This window comes from Sphingobium sp. GW456-12-10-14-TSB1, from assembly GCF_059424385.1.
Map to the genome: position 1 here is coordinate 854,425 of NZ_JBWKZI010000002.1, position 20,318 is coordinate 874,742.

Annotated in this window: 18 protein-coding genes; 15 read left to right on the top strand and 3 right to left on the bottom strand. The window is 63.6% G+C overall.

The window, feature by feature from the left end; all coding sequences use genetic code 11:
- The first annotated feature begins 3 nt into the window (after positions 1–3).
- The 14 genes from AC07X9_RS21140 (at position 4) to AC07X9_RS21205 (ending at position 15,378) form a co-directional block, all read left to right on the top strand.
- Positions 4–1,587 (top strand): gamma-glutamyltransferase family protein, encoded by a 1,584-nt coding sequence (locus AC07X9_RS21140; RefSeq protein WP_017181637.1) that lies wholly within the window; start codon positions 4–6, stop codon positions 1,585–1,587.
- Positions 1,581–2,816 (top strand): allantoate amidohydrolase, encoded by a 1,236-nt coding sequence (locus AC07X9_RS21145; RefSeq protein WP_017181638.1) that lies wholly within the window; start codon positions 1,581–1,583, stop codon positions 2,814–2,816. Before AC07X9_RS21140 ends, AC07X9_RS21145 begins: the two co-directional genes overlap by 7 nt.
- Positions 2,803–4,041 (top strand): pyridoxal-phosphate-dependent aminotransferase family protein, encoded by a 1,239-nt coding sequence (locus AC07X9_RS21150; RefSeq protein ID WP_086486373.1) that lies wholly within the window; start codon positions 2,803–2,805, stop codon positions 4,039–4,041. Before AC07X9_RS21145 ends, AC07X9_RS21150 begins: the two co-directional genes overlap by 14 nt.
- Before the next feature lie 163 nt (positions 4,042–4,204).
- Positions 4,205–5,074, top strand: a complete 870-nt coding sequence (puuE, locus tag AC07X9_RS21155) for an allantoinase PuuE (RefSeq protein WP_017182014.1) — start codon at positions 4,205–4,207, stop codon at positions 5,072–5,074.
- Positions 5,071–5,451, top strand: coding sequence for an oxalurate catabolism protein HpxZ (gene hpxZ, locus AC07X9_RS21160; protein ID WP_017182013.1), 381 nt, complete (start codon positions 5,071–5,073; stop codon positions 5,449–5,451). The genes puuE and hpxZ overlap by 4 nt, the downstream gene beginning before the upstream one ends.
- Positions 5,448–5,888: a 2-oxo-4-hydroxy-4-carboxy-5-ureidoimidazoline decarboxylase gene (gene uraD / locus AC07X9_RS21165; protein WP_017182012.1), complete on the top strand. Its 441-nt coding sequence runs from the start codon at positions 5,448–5,450 to the stop codon at positions 5,886–5,888. Before hpxZ ends, uraD begins: the two co-directional genes overlap by 4 nt.
- Complete coding sequence (locus AC07X9_RS21170; protein ID WP_017182011.1) at positions 5,885–7,303, top strand: FAD/NAD(P)-binding protein; 1,419 nt, start codon at positions 5,885–5,887, stop codon at positions 7,301–7,303. Before uraD ends, AC07X9_RS21170 begins: the two co-directional genes overlap by 4 nt.
- Positions 7,300–7,632 (top strand): hydroxyisourate hydrolase, encoded by a 333-nt coding sequence (uraH, locus tag AC07X9_RS21175; RefSeq protein ID WP_017182010.1) that lies wholly within the window; start codon positions 7,300–7,302, stop codon positions 7,630–7,632. The genes AC07X9_RS21170 and uraH overlap by 4 nt, the downstream gene beginning before the upstream one ends.
- A gap of 1 nt (position 7,633) precedes the next feature.
- Positions 7,634–9,061 carry a xanthine dehydrogenase small subunit gene (xdhA, locus tag AC07X9_RS21180; RefSeq protein WP_017182009.1) on the top strand — a complete coding sequence of 476 codons (1,428 nt, stop codon included), beginning with the start codon at positions 7,634–7,636 and terminating at the stop codon, positions 9,059–9,061.
- Entirely contained in the window at positions 9,054–11,363 is a 2,310-nt protein-coding gene (gene xdhB / locus AC07X9_RS21185) for a xanthine dehydrogenase molybdopterin binding subunit (RefSeq protein ID WP_017182008.1), read from the top strand. Before xdhA ends, xdhB begins: the two co-directional genes overlap by 8 nt.
- Positions 11,360–12,280 (top strand): xanthine dehydrogenase accessory protein XdhC, encoded by a 921-nt coding sequence (gene xdhC, locus AC07X9_RS21190; RefSeq protein ID WP_086486372.1) that lies wholly within the window; start codon positions 11,360–11,362, stop codon positions 12,278–12,280. Before xdhB ends, xdhC begins: the two co-directional genes overlap by 4 nt.
- Complete coding sequence (gene guaD, locus AC07X9_RS21195; protein WP_017182006.1) at positions 12,277–13,587, top strand: guanine deaminase; 1,311 nt, start codon at positions 12,277–12,279, stop codon at positions 13,585–13,587. The genes xdhC and guaD overlap by 4 nt, the downstream gene beginning before the upstream one ends.
- On the top strand, positions 13,584–14,588 hold the full coding sequence (locus tag AC07X9_RS21200) for an adenosine deaminase (protein WP_086486371.1): 1,005 nt from the start codon (positions 13,584–13,586) through the stop codon (positions 14,586–14,588). The genes guaD and AC07X9_RS21200 overlap by 4 nt, the downstream gene beginning before the upstream one ends.
- A gap of 94 nt (positions 14,589–14,682) precedes the next feature.
- The gene (locus AC07X9_RS21205; protein ID WP_017182004.1) at positions 14,683–15,378 is read left to right on the top strand and encodes an HAD family hydrolase; all 696 of its coding nucleotides are present in this window, start codon (positions 14,683–14,685) and stop codon (positions 15,376–15,378) included.
- Here AC07X9_RS21205 and AC07X9_RS21210 read toward each other — a convergent pair.
- From AC07X9_RS21210 to AC07X9_RS21220, 3 genes are all read right to left on the bottom strand, one after another.
- On the bottom strand, positions 15,375–15,953 hold the full coding sequence (locus tag AC07X9_RS21210) for an LOG family protein (RefSeq protein WP_017182003.1): 579 nt from the start codon (positions 15,951–15,953) through the stop codon (positions 15,375–15,377). The two genes, AC07X9_RS21205 and AC07X9_RS21210, sit on opposite strands and share 4 nt — an antisense overlap.
- A complete protein-coding gene (locus AC07X9_RS21215) occupies positions 15,953–16,483 on the bottom strand; it encodes a phosphoribosyltransferase (protein WP_017182002.1) in 531 nt (176 codons plus the stop codon). Before AC07X9_RS21215 ends, AC07X9_RS21210 begins: the two co-directional genes overlap by 1 nt.
- 78 nt (positions 16,484–16,561) lie before the next feature.
- Positions 16,562–17,497: a LysR family transcriptional regulator gene (locus AC07X9_RS21220; RefSeq protein ID WP_017182001.1), complete on the bottom strand. Its 936-nt coding sequence runs from the start codon at positions 17,495–17,497 to the stop codon at positions 16,562–16,564.
- A gap of 317 nt (positions 17,498–17,814) precedes the next feature.
- Here AC07X9_RS21220 and AC07X9_RS21225 point away from each other — a divergent pair, with 317 nt between their 5' ends.
- Positions 17,815–20,295, top strand: coding sequence for a TonB-dependent siderophore receptor (locus AC07X9_RS21225; RefSeq protein WP_017182000.1), 2,481 nt, complete (start codon positions 17,815–17,817; stop codon positions 20,293–20,295).
- Positions 20,296–20,318: the final 23 nt, after the last annotated feature.

The following is a 20,318-nucleotide window of genomic DNA, read 5'->3' on the forward strand; positions in this document are numbered from 1 at the left end:
ACGATGGCGCTTTCCACCATCAGCGGCACGAACGGTATGGTAACCGCCCCCCATTTTCTGGCGGCGCAGGCGGGTTGCGACGTGCTGAAGGACGGCGGCAACGCCGTTGAAGCCGCGGTTGCCGTCGCAGCCACGCTGGCTGTGGTCTATCCCCACATGACCGGCATCGGCGGGGACAGTTTCTGGCTGGTTGCCGAGCCGGATGGCGCAGTCCACAGCGTCCATGGCTGCGGCGGGGCCGCAGCGCGCGCAGACCTTGGCCTCTATGCCGGGATGGACGCGGTGCCCACACGCGGGCCGCTTGCCGCCAATACGGTGGCGGGGACGGTGTCTGGCTGGGCGGCGATACTGGAAAGCGGTGGGGGCAGGCTGCCCCTGTCCCGTCTGTTGCGCGACGCCATCCACCATGCCGATACTGGCGTAGCGGTGACCAGCGGCGGCGCGGCCATCGCAGCGGCCAAGGGCGCGGAGCTGCGCATCCAGCCCGGCGCCTATGCCGCTATCTTCGAGCCGGAAGGCCGCCCCTTGCGCGAAGGCGACAGGCTGCGCCAGCCCGCCCTCGCCGCGACGCTGCGGCGGATCGCCGACGATGGCCCGACCGATTTCTACGCCGGCGCGCTGGCCGATATGGTCGCGCTGGATCTGGCGGAGTTGGGCAGCCCGGTTGGTCGCGATGATCTGGCCGCGCATCAGGCAAGCCGACCCGCGCCGCTCAAGACCCGCATCACCGGCATTGACCTCTACAACAGCGCCCCGCCGACGCAGGGCTTTGCGTCGCTGATGATCCTCGCCTTGTTCGACCGGTTGCGCGCGGTTCAGGCGGACGGCTTTGATCATGTTCACGGCCTGGTCGAGGCGACCAAGCAGGCCTTCCTGCTGCGCGATACCCATGTCGGCGACCCCGCTTTCCATGATTTCGACTATCAGGGACTGCTCGATGATCCCGCCGCGCTGGACACCATCGCTGCCTCGATCGACCCGGCCCGCGCCATGCCCTGGCCTCGCCCGTCGGCACAGGGGGACACATGCTGGTTCGCCGCCGCAGACAAGGACGGGCGGATGGTAAGCGCCATCCAGTCCACCTACTTCGAGTTCGGATCGGGGCTGGTGCTGCCGCGCACCGGCATCACCTGGCAGAACCGGGGCAGCAGCTTTCGTCTGGCAGCGGACGGCTGGAACGCGCTTCGGCCCGGACGCAAGCCGTTCCATACGCTCAACCCCGCGCTTGCCCGTTTCGATGATGGGCGCCTCATGGCCTATGGCACGATGGGCGGGGAGGGGCAGCCCCAGACCCAGGCTGCGCTCTTCTCCCGCTACGCCCGTTTCGGCGTCGATCTCCAGCAGGCGATCAGCGCGCCCCGCTGGCTGCTGGGGCGGACATGGGGCGAGAACAGCACGACATTGAAGCTGGAGGACGGGTTCGACGACAAGCTCTACACCGATCTTGCAGCGGCAGGCCATGATGTCGAGCGGGTCGGGCCGCTGACCGCGATGATGGGCCATGCCGGGGCGATCGTTCGCCATGGCGATGGCCGCCTGGATGGGGCGACCGATCCGCGCAGCGACGGACAGGTGGCGGCATGGTGAGCGGAGGCGCAAGAGCGGTGGCGCGCTGCGACGCACTGGGCGTCGCGCCCTATAGCGACATGGCGCATGGTCTCTATCGCGGCTATCTGACCAAGGCCTATGCCGCGGCGCAGGAAGCGCTCGCCGGATGGATGGCGCAGGCGGGCATGGCCGTGCGCCGCGATGCCGCCGCCAACCTTATTGGTCGCTATGAAGGCACGTTGCCTGGCGCGCCCACTCTGCTCATTGGCAGCCATCTCGACAGCGTGCGCGATGGGGGGCGCTATGATGGGCCGCTTGGCATCATGCTGGGTGTCGAGGCCGTGGCGACCCTGCAACAGAACGGCCAGCGCCCGCCTTTCCCGATCGAAGTCATTGCTTTTGGGGATGAGGAAGGGTCTCGCTTTCCCGCAGCCATGCTCACCAGTCGTGCAGTTGCCGGGACTTTGGCTCTCGACGCACTCGATCTTGTGGATGCGGACGGTGTGGCGCTGGCGCATGCGGGCGTCAACCTGTCCAACTATCTGTCCGCGGCCCGCGCGCCCGGCTCCACCCTTGCCTATCTTGAAGCCCATATCGAACAGGGGCCGGTGCTGGAGGCCGAGGGACTGGCCGTTGGGACAGTGACCGGGATCGCCGCCCAATTGCGCTATCAGGCGATCGTCAGGGGCATGGCCGGTCATGCGGGCACGAGTTCGATGCCGCTGCGGCGCGATGCGCTGGCTGGCGCTGCCGAAATGATCCTGGCGATCGAGGGGATCGCCCGCGCCGATGCGTCCGATCTGGTCGCGACGGTGGGACGGATAGAGGCGATGCCGGGCGCGCCCAATGTCATAGCAGGCGAAGTCCGCTTCACGATCGACATAAGATCAGGTGACGCGGCGCGTCGTGATCGGGCCGCGGAAGCTATATGCGATGCGCTGGCCGGCATAGCCGATCGCCGCGATCTCGATTTCGCGATCCAGCGCGTCCACGACCTGCCCGCCAGCCCGTGCAACGTGGCGCTCATGGACCTGATGGACGCCGCCATCGCGGCTGTGGGGCATCCGGTCCGCCGCCTTGTATCGGGGGCGGGGCATGACGCCATGGTCATGGCAGCGCTCTGTCCTACGGCCATGCTCTTCATCCGTTGTCGGCACGGTATCAGCCATAATCCGGCCGAACATGTCGACCCCGCCGACGTTGATGTGGCATTGCAGGTCATGCTTGGCTTTATCGACCGATTGGGAGCGACATTTGACCCCGCTTGATCCTCTGCTCTTTGGCGAAATCGACCCGCCGCAACGCCTGTTGATGGGGCCGGGGCCGGTCAACGCCCATCCCCGCGTGCTGCGCGCCATGGCGGCCGATCTGCTGGGTCAGTTCGACCCGGAAATGACCGGCTATATGAACCAGGTCATGGCGCTCTATCGCCCGATTTTCGGCACGCAGAACCAATGGACCATGTTGATCGACGGGACAGCCCGCGCGGGAATAGAGGCGGCGCTGGTGTCGCTGGTCGCGCCGGGCGACACGGTGCTGGTGATCGACTTTGGTCGCTTCGGGCTGCTGCTGCGTGAAATATTGACCCGTATCGGCGCGGTCATCGAAACCGTCGACGCGCCCTGGGGCGAAGTCGTGCCGATGGAGGCGATCGCCGCCGCCATCGCCCGCACCGGCCCCAGGATCGTGGCTTGCGTTCATGGCGACACGTCCACGACCATGGCCCAGCCGCTCGATGGCCTTGGCGACCTGTGCCGGGCGGCTGGCGCGCTCTGCTATGTCGATGCGACCGCCACTATCGGTGGCATGGAAATTGCTGCCGATCGATGGGGCGTCGATGTCGTGACCGGCGGGCTGCAAAAATGCCTCGGCGGCCCGTCCGGTTCTGCCCCCATCACCATTTCGGATCGCGCGGCTGATCATATTTTTGCTCGCCGTCATACCGAAGCGGGCATCCGCAGCGCCGACAGCGTCGATGGCGCAGGTCCGCGTATCGGTTCCAACTATTTCGACCTCGCCATGATCATGGATTACTGGTCCGACAAGCGGTTGAACCATCATACCGAAGCCACATCCATGCTGTACGCAGCGCGGGAATGTGCGCGCGTGATGCTGGGGGAGGGGCTGGAGGCGCGCTATGCCCGCCACGCCGCCGCAGGCCGGGCCATGAGCGCAGGGTTGCGCGCCATGGGCCTTACTTTGTTTGGCGATGACATCCATCGCATGACCAATGTGACCGGCGTGTTCATCCCCGATGGCGTCGATAATGACCGGGTCCGGGCCGCCATGCGCGATCATTTCGAAATTGAGATCGGCACCGCCTTCGGGCCGTTGCAGGGCCGCATCTGGCGGATGGGCGCGATGGGCTACAATGCCATGAAGCATAAGGTGTTGATAACACTGGGCGCTCTGGAAGCTTGTCTGCTGCGTGAAGGTTTCGCCCTGCCGCCCGGCGCAGCGGTCCCGGCAGCGTTGGAGGCGTGGGACGCATGAGTGTTGATCGCGATTATGTCATCCTCCCCTTGCAGGGGAGGTGGCTGGCCGCAGGCCAGACGGAGGGGTGTCTTTCTCTCGATAGGGGAACACCCCTCCACCATTCGCTTCGCGAACGGTCCCCCTCCCCCAAAGGGGGAGGATTTATGTGGGGAATGCGTTCATGAATCGCGATCTCATCGGCTATGGCCAGCACCCGCCTGACCCGCGCTGGCCCGGTGGCGCGCGCATCGCGGTCCAGTTCGTCGTCAACTATGAAGAAGGCGCGGAAAATAGCGTCCTCAACGGCGACAAGGGGTCCGAAGCCTTCCTGTCGGACATGGTCGGGGCGGCAAGCCACCCGGCGCGGGCGATGGCGATGGAAAGCCTGTATGAATATGGCAGCCGCGCCGGTTTCTGGCGCTTGCATCGCCTGTTCACCGAACGCGGCCTGCCCGTGACCATATTCGGCGTCGCCAATGCCATGGCGATGAACCCCGGTGCGGTAGAGGCCATGCTGGCGGCGAATTGGGAAATCGCCAGCCACGGCCTTAAATGGATCGACTATCAATATGTCCCCGAAGAGGTGGAACGCGCCCATATCGCACAGGCCATCGCGCTGCATGAAAAGCTGACCGGCACTCGCCCGCTCGGCTGGTATCAGGGCCGCACGTCGCCCAACACCGCGCGGCTGGTGCGCGAAGAAGGTGGCTTCGTCTATGACGCGGACAGCTATGCTGACGACCTGCCTTATTATGCAGAAGGGCAGCTGATCGTCCCCTACACGCTCGACGCCAACGACATGAAGTGCGTTGCGCTTAACGGCTTTACCGATGGCGAGCAGTTCTTCCGCTATCTGCGCGACACGTTCGATCAGCTGCGTGCCGAGGGTGGCCGGATGATGTCGGTCGGCCTGCACGGTCGCATCGCCGGGCGACCGGCCCGCGCCGCCGCGCTCGCCCGCTTCCTGGACCATGTCATCGCCAGCGGCGATGCCTGGGTCGCCCGGCGCATCGACATTGCCCGCCACTGGATGGAGGTCCACCCCGCATGACCATAGACGATCCGATCCTGCTCGCCGAAGTCACCGCTGCCTTCATGGAATATGAGCGCGCGCTGATGGCGGATGATGTGCCCGCCATGGACGGGCTGTTCCATGACGCGCCCACCACCAACCGTTATGGCGTGGGCGAAGTGCTCTATGGCATTGAAGAGATCCGCGAATTCCGCAAGGGCCGCGGCGGATCGCCGCAGCGCAAGCTGGGGAAGGTGGCGATCACCGTCTATGGCGACAGCTTCGCTACCGCTGACGCCGAATTTTTCCGCGACAATAGCGAGCGGCGTGGCCGCCAGACCCAGAGCTGGGTCAAATTCGCGGATGGCTGGAAGGTCGTATCGGCCCATGTCAGTCTGGAGGGCAATACGCATTGACTGCGCTGTTCGAACATAGTCCCTGGGTCGAGGCGCGGGCGGACGCGCGGCCATCGTCGGGCAACCGCCATGCCGACCTGATGGCGGTTGTCCATGACGCGACGCCCGACGAACAATTGGCGCTGATCCGCGCGCATCCTGAACTGGCGGGCAAGGCGGCGATTGACAAGACACTGACCGATGCCTCCGCCGCTGAACAGGCGTCGGCGGGTTTGGATCGACTGACCAGCCAAGAATATGCACGGTTCCACGCCTTGAACGCGGCCTATAGCGCGCGCTTCGATTTCCCCTTCATCATCTGCGTGCGGCTGACCGACAAGGCGGGTATATTGGCCGCCATGGAGCAGCGGCTCAGCCATGGGCGCGACGAAGAGATCGCAACCGCGCTTGCCCAGATTGGCGAGATCGTCCGGCTGCGGCTGGAGGATATGGCATGAGCCTGGCCGCGCTGGAATCCGAGCTGGCCCGGCAACTCGTGCTGATCGGCCATGGCGGCGCCGACTGGACCCGTCCGCGCACCCATCCGAACGGGCATGTCCATGACGTCATCATCGTCGGCGGCGGGCAGAGCGGCCTGGCCGCAGCCTTTGGCCTGCTGCGCGAGCGTGTGTCCAACATCCTGGTCATCGACGAAAATCCTGCCGGGCTGGAAGGTCCATGGGACACTTATGCGCGGATGATAACCCTGCGCACGCCCAAGGAACTCAACCCCATCGATTTCGGTATTCCGGCGCTGACCTATCGCGCCTGGTGGGAAGCGCAGCATGGCGCGGCGGGCTGGGAGGCGGTCGACAAGATCGCGCGTGGCGACTGGATGGCCTATCTGCGCTGGTATCGTCGCGTCTTGAACCTGCCAGTGCGCAACGACACCAAACTCTCCCTGATCGAGCCGATGGAGGATGGCGTTCACCGCCTGCATCTGGACGGTCAGCCGCCGCTACTGGCGCGCAAGGTGGTGCTGGCGACCGGCATACAGGGCGGTGGCGAATGGCACGCGCCCGCCATGATCCGCGACGCCCTGCCCCGCGACCGCTACGCCCATACCAGCGAACCGATCGACTTTGCCGCGCTCGCTGGCAAGCGCATCGGCATATTGGGGGGAGGGGCCTCGGCCTTCGACAATGCCAATGCGGCGCTGAGCCTCGGCGTGGGTGAGGCGCATGTCTTCATACGCCGCCCCGTGCTGCCGCGCATCAACCCGATCCGCTTCATGGAACGGGTCGGTTTCACCGGCCGCTATCCCGCGCTGTCAGACGCGGACAAATATGCGGTGATGGCGTCGTTTCTTGGCCATAACCAGCCGCCCACCAACGACACGTTCGATCGCGCAGCCGCCTGGCCCGGCTTCGACCTTCATCTGGGCGCGCCCTGGCTGTCGGTCGATCTGATCGACGATCAGGTATGCGTGACCACGCCGCAGGGTGCGTATGCGTTCGATTTCGTGATCCTGTCGACCGGCCTTGTCAGCGACCCCGGCCTGCGCAGCGAACTGGGCGCGGTCGCGCCGCATATCGCGCGCTGGGCCGATCGTTTCACCCCTCCGCCCGGCGGCGCCAATGCGCTGATCGATACGCATCCTTATCTGGGCGAGGGCTTTGAACTGATACCCCGGACCGAAGCTGGCGCAGCGGCGCTGCACGGACTGTTCGCCTTCAACTATTCAGCGCTCATCAGCCTTGGCCTGTCGGCATCCGCCCTGTCGGGCCTGCAAACCGCGCTGCCCCGGCTGCTGCGCGGCATCACCGACCAGCTTTTCCTGGATGACCGCACCGCGCTGGTCGCTGACCTGCTGGCCTATGATGAAGCGGAATTTGTCGGGCAGTGGCCAAAACCCCAAGAGGAGGCAGCATGATGGCCAGCCTTTCCACCCATGTCCTCGACACCAGCCATGGCTGCCCCGCCGCCGACGTCGCGCTGCGCCTGCTCCATAGCGACGGGACGATCCTGTTCGCCGGTGTGACTGATGCCGATGGCCGCTGCCCCGGCCTGCCGCCGGTCGCGCCGGGGCGCTATCGGCTGGAATTCGCGATTGCCCGCTATTTTGCCGGGCGCGGCGTTGCGCTGGCCGATCCGCCCTTCCTCGACTCCGTCATCATCGATTTCGGCATTGCCGATGGGAGCCATTATCACGTCCCCTTGCTCGTCTCGCCCTATGGCTATTCAACCTATCGGGGCAGTTGAAATGAGCGTGCAATTCCTGCTGGATGGCGATCTGGTCGAGATCGCCGATGTCGATCCCACCGCTACCCTGCTCGATCATCTGCGCTACAGGATGCGCCGCACCGGCACCAAGGAGGGCTGCGCGGAGGGCGATTGCGGTGCCTGCACCGTGCTGGTTGGCGATCTGGATGGCGACGCTATCGTCTGGCGCGCGGTCAATGCCTGCATCCTGTTCTTGCCGATGCTGGATGGTCGCGCACTGCTGACCGTCGAAAGCCTGGCGCCCGCCGGCGCGCTTAATCCGTTGCAGGCATGCATGGCTGCCAATGGCAGTTCGCAATGCGGCTTTTGCACGCCGGGGTTCGTCATGTCGCTCTATGGTCGCTGCGTCGGGGCAAGTGGGCATGACCTGCCGGTCGCCGACGTGCTGGCGGGCAATCTGTGCCGTTGCACAGGCTATGGCCCCATCCTGGCCGCAGCCGATGCCACCGGGCCGCTGGAGCGGGACGACACGGCAACCGCGGTCGCGCTGAAGGCGTTGCGCGAGCGGCCCGCAGCATCAGGCCAGCATGGCGATCGCCGCTGGTTCGCGCCGCGCAGTGGAGCCGAGCTTGCTGACCTGCTCGCCGACCATCCCGATGCGCGCATGGTCGCGGGCGCCACCGATGTGGGCCTTTGGGTGACGAAGGGATTGCGGAGCATCGACACGCTGATCTTTCTGGGCGACGTTACCGAATTACAGACGATCGAGGAAAGCCCTGCAGGCGTCCGGCTGGGCGCGGGGGTGCGCTATGCCGACGCCCACGCCGCCTTTGCCCGCCTTCATCCCGATCTGGGCGAACTTACCCGCCGGATCGGCGGGCTTCAGGTGCGCAATGCCGGGACGGTCGGCGGCAATATCGCCAATGGATCGCCCATCGGGGATGGTCCGCCCGCATTCATCGCGCTTGGGGCGGAACTGACGTTGCGCAGCCGGGACGGGCGACGGACGATGGCGCTGGAGGACTATTTCCTCGACTATGGCAAGCAGGATCGTCGCCCCTGGGAATTTGTCGAAAGCCTGTGGATTCCGCGACCCGATTCCCAAGCCATCATCCATATCGCCAAATTGTCCCGCCGCTTCGACAGCGATATTTCAGCGGTCTGCGGTGCATTTCATCTGGCCGTCGCTGACGGGATCGTGACCGGCGCGCGTGTCGCCTTTGGCGGCATGGCGGCCACGCCGCGCCGGGCGCCGATGTGCGAAGCCGCGCTGACGGGTCAGCCTTTCACGCTGGCGACGGTGGAAAAGGCGGCTGACGCGCTGCGCGCCGACTATGCCCCCCTCTCCGACGTTCGCGGGTCCGCTGCCTATCGCCTCGACGCCGCCGCCAATCTGCTGCTGCGCCTCTGGCACCGGGAACAGGGGCAGGCCGTGTCGGTGCTTGGTCTGGAAGCCGTCCATGGCTGATCGCGATCCTGCATGGCATGTTCTGCCCAAGCCCTCACACCCGCATGACAGCGCGCCGCTCCATGTCACGGGCGCGGCCCGCTATGCCGATGACGGGCCGGAACCTGTCGACATGCTCCATCTGGCTTTTGGCCAGAGCGCCCATGCCCATGCCCGCATCCGGTCCATGGACCTGTCTGCCGTCCGGGCGGCCGAAGGTGTCGTGCATGTCTTTACCGCCGCCGACATCCCCGGCGCGAATGATGTCAGTCCGGTCGCAGGCGACGATCGGCTGCTGGCCGATGGCGAAGTGATCTGCGTTGGACAAGCCATCTTCCTGGTCGCCGCCACCAGCCAGCGCGCGGCGCGCAAGGCCGCCCGCCTCGCCAGTATAGACTATGAACCATTGCCCGCCTGCCTGACGATCGCGGCGGCGCAGGCGGCCAAGTCACTGATCGAACCGACCCAGCGGATGGCGCGCGGCGATGCTGCTGCTGCGCTGGCCAGCGCGCCCCATCGCATGACTGGCAGCTTCGATATGGGCGGGCAGGATCATTTCTATCTGGAGGGGCAGGTCGCTGTCGCGACACCGGGCGAAGATGGCCAGATTCATCTGCTCTGTTCCACCCAGCATCCCAGCGAAATCCAGCATCTGGTCGCCCATATGCTGCATCGCCGCTCCGCCGACGTGACGGTGGAGGTACGCCGCATGGGCGGCGCCTTTGGTGGCAAGGAAACGCAGGCGGCTCTGTTCGCCGCGGCGGCCGCGCTGGTCGCGGACAAAACGGGCCGCCCCGCCAAATTCCGCTGCGACCGGGACGATGACATGGTGATGACGGGCAAGCGGCACGCCTTCCGCGTCACCTATGATGTCGGTTTCGACGCGCAGGGCCATGTACTGGCGCTGCATTTGCGTCTCGCCTCTCGCTGCGGCGCCACGGTCGATCTGTCCCCCGCGATCAACGACCGGGCGATGTTCCATGCCGACAATTGCTATTGGCTGCCGGATGTTGAAATCCTGTCGGAACGGCTCAAGACCAACACCGTGTCCGACACGGCCTTTCGTGGCTTCGGCGGGCCGCAGGGGATGCTGGCGATAGAGCGCGTCATGGACGATGTTGCCGCGCATCTGGGTCATGATCCGCTGGCGGTGCGGTGCGCCAATCTCTATGGTCCCGGTCGCGATGTCGCGCCTTATGGCATGACCATCGCGGACAATATCGCACCGCAACTTATCGCCCGGTTGCGCGCCGACGCCCGTTATGACGCGCGCAGTGCCGCAATCGATGCCTTCAACGCCACCAGCCCGATCATCAAGCGTGGCATAGCCCTAACCCCGGTCAAGTTCGGGATCAGCTTTACGACCACGCACCTCAATCAGGCCGGCGCGCTGGTGCTGGTCTATGCCGACGGGTCGATCCAGATCAATCATGGCGGCACGGAAATGGGGCAGGGGCTGTATATCAAGGTGGCGCAGGTCGTCGCCGACGTCTTTGCCGTGCCGATCGACCGGGTGCGGATCACCGCCACGCGCACCGACAAGGTGCCCAATACATCGGCCACCGCCGCCTCGTCCGGTGCGGACCTGAACGGCATGGCCGCCTATCAGGCGGCGATGACGATCCGCGAACGGCTGACCGGGTTCCTTGCCCGCACCTTCGGCTGCCCCGACAGCGAGGTGCATTTTACCCCCGAAGGCGTGATCGCGGGCACCGAGCGGCTGACCTTTGCGCATCTGTGTCGCAAAGCGCATATTGGCCGCGTTTCGCTTGCCGCCACCGGCTATTATGCGACGCCCGACATTGCCTATGACCGGCAAGCGCATCAGGGACGCCCCTTCTATTATTTCGCCTATGGCGCTGCCGTGTCCGAAGTCGCGATCGACACGCTGACCGGCGAGCATAAGGTGCTGGCCGTCGACATTCTCCATGATGTTGGCCGTTCGCTCAATCGCCAGATCGACATCGGCCAGATCGAGGGCGGCTTCATTCAGGGGCAGGGCTGGCTGACGACCGAGGAACTGGTCTTTGACGATCAGGGCCGCTTGCTCACCCATTCGCCAGCGACCTACAAAATCCCGACCGCGTCGGATCGCCCCGCCCATATGACGATCAGCCTGTGGGACGGGGAGAATGTGGAGCCGACAATCAATCGGTCCAAGGCGGTCGGTGAGCCGCCCTTCATGCTCGCCATCTCGGTCTTTTCCGCCCTGACCCGCGCCGTGGCGGCGGTTGCGCCGGATGTTCGCGCGCTGCCCCGCCTTGACGCCCCCGCCACGCCCGAACGCATATTGCGTGCGGTCAGCGAGCATCGCGCGCGATGAGCGAGTGGCTGGACTGGCTGCGGCACTTTGCAGGCAAGACACCAAGCGCACTGATCACCATCCTGGGCAGCGAAGGCTCCGCGCCGCGTGGGACGGGGACGCGCATGCTGGTCACGCATCAGGGGCTGCATGGCACCATTGGCGGCGGTCAGCTCGAATATCGCGCGGTCGAACAGGCGCGCGCCATATTGGCGCTGCCGCCGGGTCAGTGGCGGGTGCAGGATTATCCGCTTGGGCCGCTGCTGGGCCAATGTTGCGGCGGTCGGGTACGGTTGCTCATTGAACATTGCGATCCCGGCGCCATGGGCTGGCTGGCGGATGCCGCGGACGATCGAATTCTCGTTTCGACGTTCCAATCCGACCGGGTGGAAAGGCATGTGGGCGATCATGCCGTGCCGTCGCCCCCGTCGGCGCGGGGGGACCGTCCCCGCGCGGGCGACTGTCTGGCGGAAATTATCGGTCAGTACCGTCGGCCGCTCTATCTGTTTGGTGCGGGTCATGTCGGTCAGGCAATCGCCCGCCACGCTGCAAACCTGCCATTCCGCCTGTCCTGGTTCGACACGCGCCCGGTTTTCGAAACGATCGATGGGGTCGCCGTCGTGCCGGAGGCAGCAATAGAGCAATGTGTGGCCGACGCGCCTGACGATGCCGCCATTCTCATCCTGACGCATGACCATGGCCTCGACTATCGCCTGACCCAGGCTGCGTTGAGCCGTCCGCCCTGCGCCTATGTCGGCCTGATCGGCTCCGCCACCAAGGGCGCGCGTTTCCATGCGCGGCTGACGCGCGATGGCATCGATGCACAGGCCCGCGCCCGGTTGACCTCGCCGATCGGCGTGCCGGGGGTCATGGGCAAGGAACCCGATGTCATCGCCATCGCCGTCCTGGCCCAACTGCTGCAATTGAGGGCGGCATGATGCAGATGGCCAAGGGGATCAAGGGCTTTCGCGGCGAAATGCTGTCAGTGTCGCGCGATCCGCATCGTCATCCTGATGCCGTTCGCTACGAACCGGATGGGTTGTTCATTGTGGAGGACGGCCTCATCGTCGCACGTGGCGACTATGCAAGTCTGGCCCCCAGCTATCCGGGCATCCCGATCGATCATCTCCCCGGCCTTGTCGTCCCCGGCTTCATCGACGCCCATGTCCATTATGCGCAGATGGATCATATCGCCTCGCACGGCGAACAGTTGCTTGACTGGCTGGATCGCCATATTTTTCCTGCGGAAAAGGCGTTTGCTGATCGCGCCCATGCCGCCAGCCTGGCGAACCTGTTTCTGGACGAGTTGCTGCGCAACGGCACGACCAGCGCGCTTGTCTTTCCTACCGTTCACGCGCATTCGGTCGACGCGCTGTTCGACGCAGCGCTCGACCGGAACATGCGCATTCTATCAGGCAAGATCTTGATGGATCTGGGGCCGGACGGGCTGGCGGACATGCCGGAAAGCGGGCGGGACGAAAGCGAAGCGCTGATCCGCCGCTGGCGGGGGCAGGGACGGCTGGGCTATGCCGTGACGCCGCGCTTCGCCCTCACGTCGTCGGACGCGCAGTTGCAGGTCGCCGGCGCATTGCTGGCCGATCACCCCGACATATTGCTGCACACGCATCTGGCCGAAAATCTCCGCGAATGTTCCGCCGTGGCTGACCGCTTCCCGACGGCACGCGACTATCTCGATGTCTATGACCGCTTTGGTCTGGTCGGTGCCCGGTCGGTTTTTGCCCATGGCGTCCACCTGTCGGACCATGCCTGCACCCGCCTCGCGGAAAGCGGCGCTGGAATCGCCGTCTGCCCCAGTTCCAACCTGTTCCTGGGCTCAGGCTTTTTCAACTTTGGTCAGGCCGATGCCCATGGCGTACGGATTGGCCTTGGCACCGATGTCGGCGCGGGCACATCCTTTTCACTGCTCCATACGGCGGGTCTTGCCTATCAGGCCGCCCTGTCGCGCGATTACCCGCTCGATCCCTTCCGCGCCCTTTATCTGGCGACAGCGGGCAGCGCTACGCTTCTGCATATCGACGATCGGGTCGGCGGGTTGGAGCCGGGGCAGGAAGCGGATTTCGTTCTGCTCGACTGTGCGGCCACGCCGTTACTGGCGCGTCGCACGGCAAAGGCCACGCTTGCAGAGCGCCTCTTCGCGTTGCAAATCCTGGGCGACGACCGCGCCATCGCGCGGACCTACATCATGGGCCAATGCGCCTGGAACCGACAAGGCACAGCATCATGACTGATCTCGACAGCTTCATCCGCGCCCTGCCCAAGGCTGAACTTCATCTGCATATCGAAGGCAGTCTGGAGCCGGAACTCATGTTCGCGCTGGCCGAGCGCAACGGCGTCGCCATTCCCTATGCCAGCGTGGAGGATGTCCGTGCGGCCTATGCCTTTGGCAATTTGCAGGATTTTCTCGACATCTATTATGCCGGGGCAGACGTGCTGCGGACGCAGCGGGATTTCCACGATCTCGCCGCTGCCTATTTCGATCGCGCGGCGGCGGATGGCGTGGTTCATGCCGAACTCATGTTCGATCCGCAGACCCATACAGATCGGGGCATCCCTTTCGCCACGGTTATCGAGGGCCTGCTGTCCGCCATGGCCGACGCGCAGGCGCGCCATGGGATCAGCAGCGCGCTCATCCTCTCCTTCCTGCGTCATCTGAGCGAAGAGGCGGCCTTCGAAACGCTGGCCGCCGCCGAGCCCTGGCTCGACCAGATCGCCGCCGTCGGCCTCGATTCATCCGAAACCGGCCATCCACCCGAAAAATTCGCCCGTGTTTTTGCCGCGGCGAGGGCAATGGGCCTGCGCCTCACGGCCCATGCCGGAGAGGAAGGGCCGCCCGCCTATGTCTATCAGGCGCTCGACCTGCTTCAGGTCGACCGGATCGACCATGGCAATCGCGCGCTGGAGGATGATGCGCTGGTCGACCGGCTGGCACGCGAAGGCATGACGCTCACGGTCTGCCCGCTCTCCAACCTCAAGCTGTGCGTGGTCGATGATCTGGTCAACCATCCGATCGACCGGATGCTGGACCGCGGCCTGCGCGCGACGATCAACTCGGACGATCCCGCCTATTTTGGCGGCTATATCGCCGACAATTATCGCGCGGCCGCCGTAGCGCGTGGGCTCACCAGGGCGCAGTTGGGTCAGCTTGCCCGAAACAGCTTCACCGGCTCCTTCCTGCCGCCCGATGCCATCGCCGCCCATCTGGAACGGTTGGATGCCCTGTTATGAGGCTGCCTGGAGTCCTTCTCTCGCTGTTCGCGACGATCGACGCTCTATGTCGATTATAACAGCCAGTCCCGCTGCTCAACGCTAGGATAAGGACATGACAATCAAGCTCATCTGCCTGGATGCCGACGACACCCTCTGGCACAATATGCGGCATTTCAACGCGACCGAAGAGGCGCTGGTGGCGATGCTCCAGCCCTTTGCCGACGCCGACATCGCCCGCGACACGCTCAATGCCTGTGAAGGGCGCAATCTCAAACTTTATGGCTATGGGGCCAAGGGCTTCACGCTTTCGATGATCGAGACCGCAGCGGAATTGGCTGGGGACCAGATTTCCAAATCGATGATCGAGGATATTCTGGCGGCCGGGCGCGCGCTGCTGGCCCATCCGGTCGACCTGTTCGACGATGTCGCCGACACGCTCGACGCGCTGGCCCACCGGGGTCGGCTCGTGCTGGTGACGAAGGGCGACCTGTTGCACCAGGAATCGAAACTCGCAGCTTCAGGCCTGGGCGACCTGTTCAGCGGCATTGAGATCGTCAGCGACAAGACCGAAAATACGTTCCGCCGTGTGTTCGGCCAATATGGCGCCGCCCCGCACGAAGCCATCATGGCGGGGGATTCGCTGCGGTCGGACATCCGCCCCGCGCTGGAGGCTGGCGCCTGGGCCGCCTATATCCCGCAGGAGGGGGCGTGGGTCCATGAAATCGCCGACACGCCCGCCGACCATCCCCGCTTCCGCCAGATCGATCGGCTGGCCGAACTGCCCGCCCTGATCGACACCATCGGCTAAACGTCGTCGTCGCCCAGCCAATGCTCTGTCTGCGGCGGCAGATATTGCGCCATGCGGTCCAGCAATATGTCCGGGTCATTGTCGATCAGCAGCATCGCCCGATGCCGGGGCTGGAGGAAACCCTCCGCAACGACAGAATCGATGAAGGTCGACATGGGCGTATAGAAACCATTGACGTTGAGCAGCCCGCACGGCTTTTCATGATAGCCAAGCTGCGACCAGCACCAGGCCTCGAATATCTCCTCCAGCGTCCCGATGCCGCCAGGCAGGCACAGGAAACCGTCGGCAAATTTCGCCATCATCGCCTTGCGCTCATGCATCGTCTTGACGACATGCAGTTGCGTGATACCCGGATGGTCATGTTCGCGCGCGCGCAGCGCTTCGGGAATGACGCCGATCACCTCGCCGCCCGCAGCGCAGACCGTATCGGCGATCACACCCATCAGCCCGACGGTCCCGCCGCCATAAACCAGGCCAATGCCCCGCTCGGCCAGCAGCGTGCCGACCCGCTCGGCGGCTTCGCGATAGACAGGCGAGTTGCCGGGCGAGGAGCCGAGATAAACGCAGATCCGCATCAGGCCAGCCGTTCCGGCACGGAACGCGCCTCTTCAACGATCGTACCCTTTGCACCGACCGCTTCCCAGGGAAACACGAACCAGCGCTTGTCTTCGTCCCGGTCGATCATCTCCGCCCAATAGTCCACCGTCACGCGCGATCGGCTGTTGGTGATGATGACGGCAAAGCGCAGATTGTCGCCATTGCAGCCATTGTCGGCCAGCAACCGCCGCACATAATCGATCGTGCCGCCGCTATCGTTGATGTCGTCGACGAACAGCAATCGCTGGCCTGCCGCGCTCTTCGCCGCGACCTTGGCCAGCAGTTCGTCAGCAAAGCCGGGTACCTTTGAACTATGGTCGATCGACAGCATCGGCAATTCGGTCTGATGCGAGATATAGACCGCAGGCACCAGCCCGCCACGGCCGATGCCGATGATGAAATCGGGCGTCCAGTCGCCCTGTTCAACCTGTCGCGCCAGCATTTGCACGTCGGCGACAAAGGCGTCGTTGGAAATATAGTGGAGCTGAGGCTCGGCAGTTTGGCTCATGACAGAAGGTCCGTTGACGGTCTGGAAAGATTGTCCGTTATCGGGTCTGCACGCTTTGGGCAATTGGCTGAGGGGCCATCATGTCATGGCGGGACCGTCGATCGATATGGGATAGCTGAGTTGCGGGAAGCCGTTTTCGATTTCCTGCAAGGCTATGCCAGCCGCATAAGACGGCGTGCGCGCCGATGCGGTACACAGCGCCAGCGTCATTGGCCGCAATATCGGGTCGGAAATCTTGGTGAAGGACAGGAGGCCGCGCTGCACCTCGGTAATGACGTCGAGCGATGTCAGTACGCCGATGCCGATGCCCTGCAATACGAGCGACGTGATCATCTGGATATTGTCCGATGACACGGCCCGGTCGATCACCACGCCGGTCGTCCCTTCCAGCACCGAAATCTGCTCATAAACCGCCAATGGCTCAGCCGGAACGATCAACCTTGATCCTACGCAACTGGAAAATCGGGCTTCCCTCTTGCCGCCCAGTGGATGGCCGGTCGGCGTGACGAAGCCCAGCACGACCTCCACGAAGGATCGGACGGCTAGGTCGCGCACGGTCTGCGGTTCGAAAAATATGCCGAAATCAACCTCTCCGCGCACCGTCGCCAGCCGGGCTGCGTCATTTTCCAGCACCCGCACGCCGATGGTGATGCCGGGATATTTGCTTTGCAGCGCCCGGATCGCGGCGGGGATATAGCCCTTGGCCAGGGCATCGATGACCGCAATATCGACATGCCCGCGTTTCAGCCCGCGCAAATCCTCTATCTGCGCGCGAACATCCGCCATGTTTTTCTGCCATTTGGTGCCCGCCGCCATCATGATCTCACCCGCAGCAGTCAGGCGCAGGCCGGTCGGCAGCCGCTCGAACAGCGGCATGCCCAGATTGGCCTCGACATTCAAAATCTGACGATCGATCGCTGACGCAGACACGTTCAGTTCGTCCGCCGCGCGCCGGATCGAGCCCAATCGGCCTACCGTTATGAAATAGCGCAAGAAACGTGAAAGTGCCGGCATACCCACCCTATTTTTTGCAACACTGCGTCGAATTCATTGCATTTGATCGCACCACGTCAAGCCCCTAGTTGCAATGCACACCACATCGTCCGGCGGCGATTGGCGGGGATCATGGCTGTGCATGCTGCAATGCACCGTCGCGAAAGGGGGGCGCCCAAGGCGCCTTGCGACCGCGGCAAGAGCCGACCGTGAAAATGGATAGAGCTGGAATTTCTCAATGAAATCCAGCCGACGATCAAATGGGAGAGGAACAGGGAGAATTAACAGCAGGGCGATCAATATGGGCCGCCCTGTTTCAAAAGGGGGGTATCTTATTCATGGCGAATATTGATCGCTTGCGCGGACAGCACCATGTCGCGCCGCGTCCGGACCGTTGCAGTCGGCCTTTTGGCGTGATCGCCGCCGGTCTTATGGCCTGTACCGCACTGACGACACCGGCCCTGGCGCAGGATGCCGTGCCGAGCGATGCGTCAGAGCCGGGAGCCGAAATCGTCGTTACCGGCGCGTTGAACGCGCTGCCCGACAAGGATGTCGGATCGATCTTCGGTTTTGCCAAGACATTGGTTGAAACGCCCCGTTCGGCCTCGACGGTCAGCAGCGAACAGATTGAGCGCTTCGGCATCACGGACATTTATGATCTGGTCGCCCAGGCGCCCGGTACCTTCACCAACAGCTTCTTCGGCGTCGGTGGTGCGCTCGACATTCGCGGTACGCCCGGCGAAGTCTATTTTCGCGGCGTTCGTCGCCTGGATAATCCCGGCAACTATCCCACGCCCATCGGCGCATCGGACCGGATCGACATTGTGCGCGGCCCGGCCTCGCCCATTTATGGCCCGTCCAAAACCGGCGGCTACATGAACTTCGTGCCCAAATCCGCGCGCGTGAAGGATGGTTCGTTGCTGACCGGGCCGGAGGGTGAAATCAGCTACACGACCGGCAGTTGGAACCGCAATGTGCTGAAGGCAGAACTGCGCGGCCCGGCGAAGATCGGTACGGCCGAATTCGGCTATAGCCTGTATGCCGAGGTCGAGGATAGCGACAGCTATTACGACAATATGTCGACCAACCAGACGATCCTGCAAGCCGCGTTCGACAGCCAGATCACCGACAATTTCCGCATTGAATTTGGCGGCATGTACCAGAAATATTCGGGTCAACAAAATGGCGGCTGGAACCGCCTGACTCAGGCTCTGGTCGATGACGGCACCTACATCACCGGATCGGCCCAGCCGGTCGATACCAATGGTGACGGACAGGTATCGCAGCAGGAATTCACCGCGATCGGCGATTTCAACCCGTTCGGTTCCTTCGGTTGTGGCGGCGGCAGCGTCTTTGCCAACGCGTCCAATAATGACGCCTGCTATGCGACCAACTATCCCTGGCTTGGGCTTACCAACGTCGGCACGACAAAGCTCAGCCGGAAGAAAGTGCTGACCGGCAAGAATGATCTGTTGGTGAACAAGGCCAAGACCGCCTATTTCGACATGATCTACACCGCCGACAACGGGCTGGAGATCAAGAACCAGTTTTTCTATGACGGCATCGATAATGATAACGAAAATAGCTACGGCTTCTCCCAGTTTCATAAAAGCTGGGTGATCGAGGACAAGATCGTCATCTCGAAAAGCTTTGATAGCAGCGCGGGTAAATTCTCCTTCCAGCTGTCGCCTTCGGTACGCTACACTAAATTCCTTCATGGCGATGATTTCGATTTTGAATATTTCCACCGCGTCGACCTGACCAAGGGCTACGACGCTCTGTCGGATCGTCTGCTATCGACCGAATGCGACTGCGATTATTCCAATTATCTCAAGGGCCATTATACCGACTATGGCTTTGCGGGCCTGGCCGACCTTGATTTCAACTTCGGCCTGGGCCTCATATTGGGTGCCCGCTATGACGATATCAGCGTCAATTCCAGCTTCATCCCGACCAAGATGAACAATGTGCCCGCCGTTACTTCTGCCAAGGGCAGCAAGGGCGGCTGGTCCTGGACGGCAAGCGCGTCTTACAAGATGCCCTTCGGCCTGATCCCCTATGCCACTGCTTCACGCCAATCGACGGTGATTGCGGGCCAGGGCTCGGAGATCGATGCCGGCACGGTGGCCGCCAACGGCTTCATCACCGCGTCCAAAATGGTTGAAGGCGGCGTCAAGGGCAGCTGGCTCGGCGGCCAGCTCTATGCCGCGCTGTCGGTGTACAAGCAGGAGCGCACCGATCACAATATCCAGTCGTCCACGGTCAACCAGTCGGTACAGACCAAGGGGCTGGAAGCGGAATTCCGCTGGTCGGTTGATCGGCATTTCCTGATTACCGGCGCCTATACCAAGACGAAGGTGGTCAACCTGACCTTCCTGGATAGCGGCACGGCGTTCAGCTTTCTGGGCTATGAGGATCTGAAGGCCTATCTGAACGACCCGTCGCTGATCTTTGGGGGTCAGCCGGGGGCGTTGCTGCCGATTGGCAGCAAGAATGACGCCCGTCGTGCGGGCATCCCTGAAAATCTCTACTCGCTGACCGGCACCTATTCGTTCGACAACGGCCTTGCGCTCAGCGCCAGCGTCGTGAAAGTGGACTCGGTCTTTTCCGGCCAGTCGCAGGCGGTCAAGCTGCCGGGCTATGCGCTGGTCGATCTGGGCGCGTCCTATCAACTGGACAATTGGCTGTTCCGCTTCGTGGTCAAAAATGCGACCAACGAGAAATATTTCCGCGCCAACTTCACCGAACTGTTCGGCAGCACGATTGTCCTGCCCGAACGGCCGCGCAGTTTCCAGGCGACGGTATCTTACAAATTCTGATGATTATGGAAGGCGTCGGACTG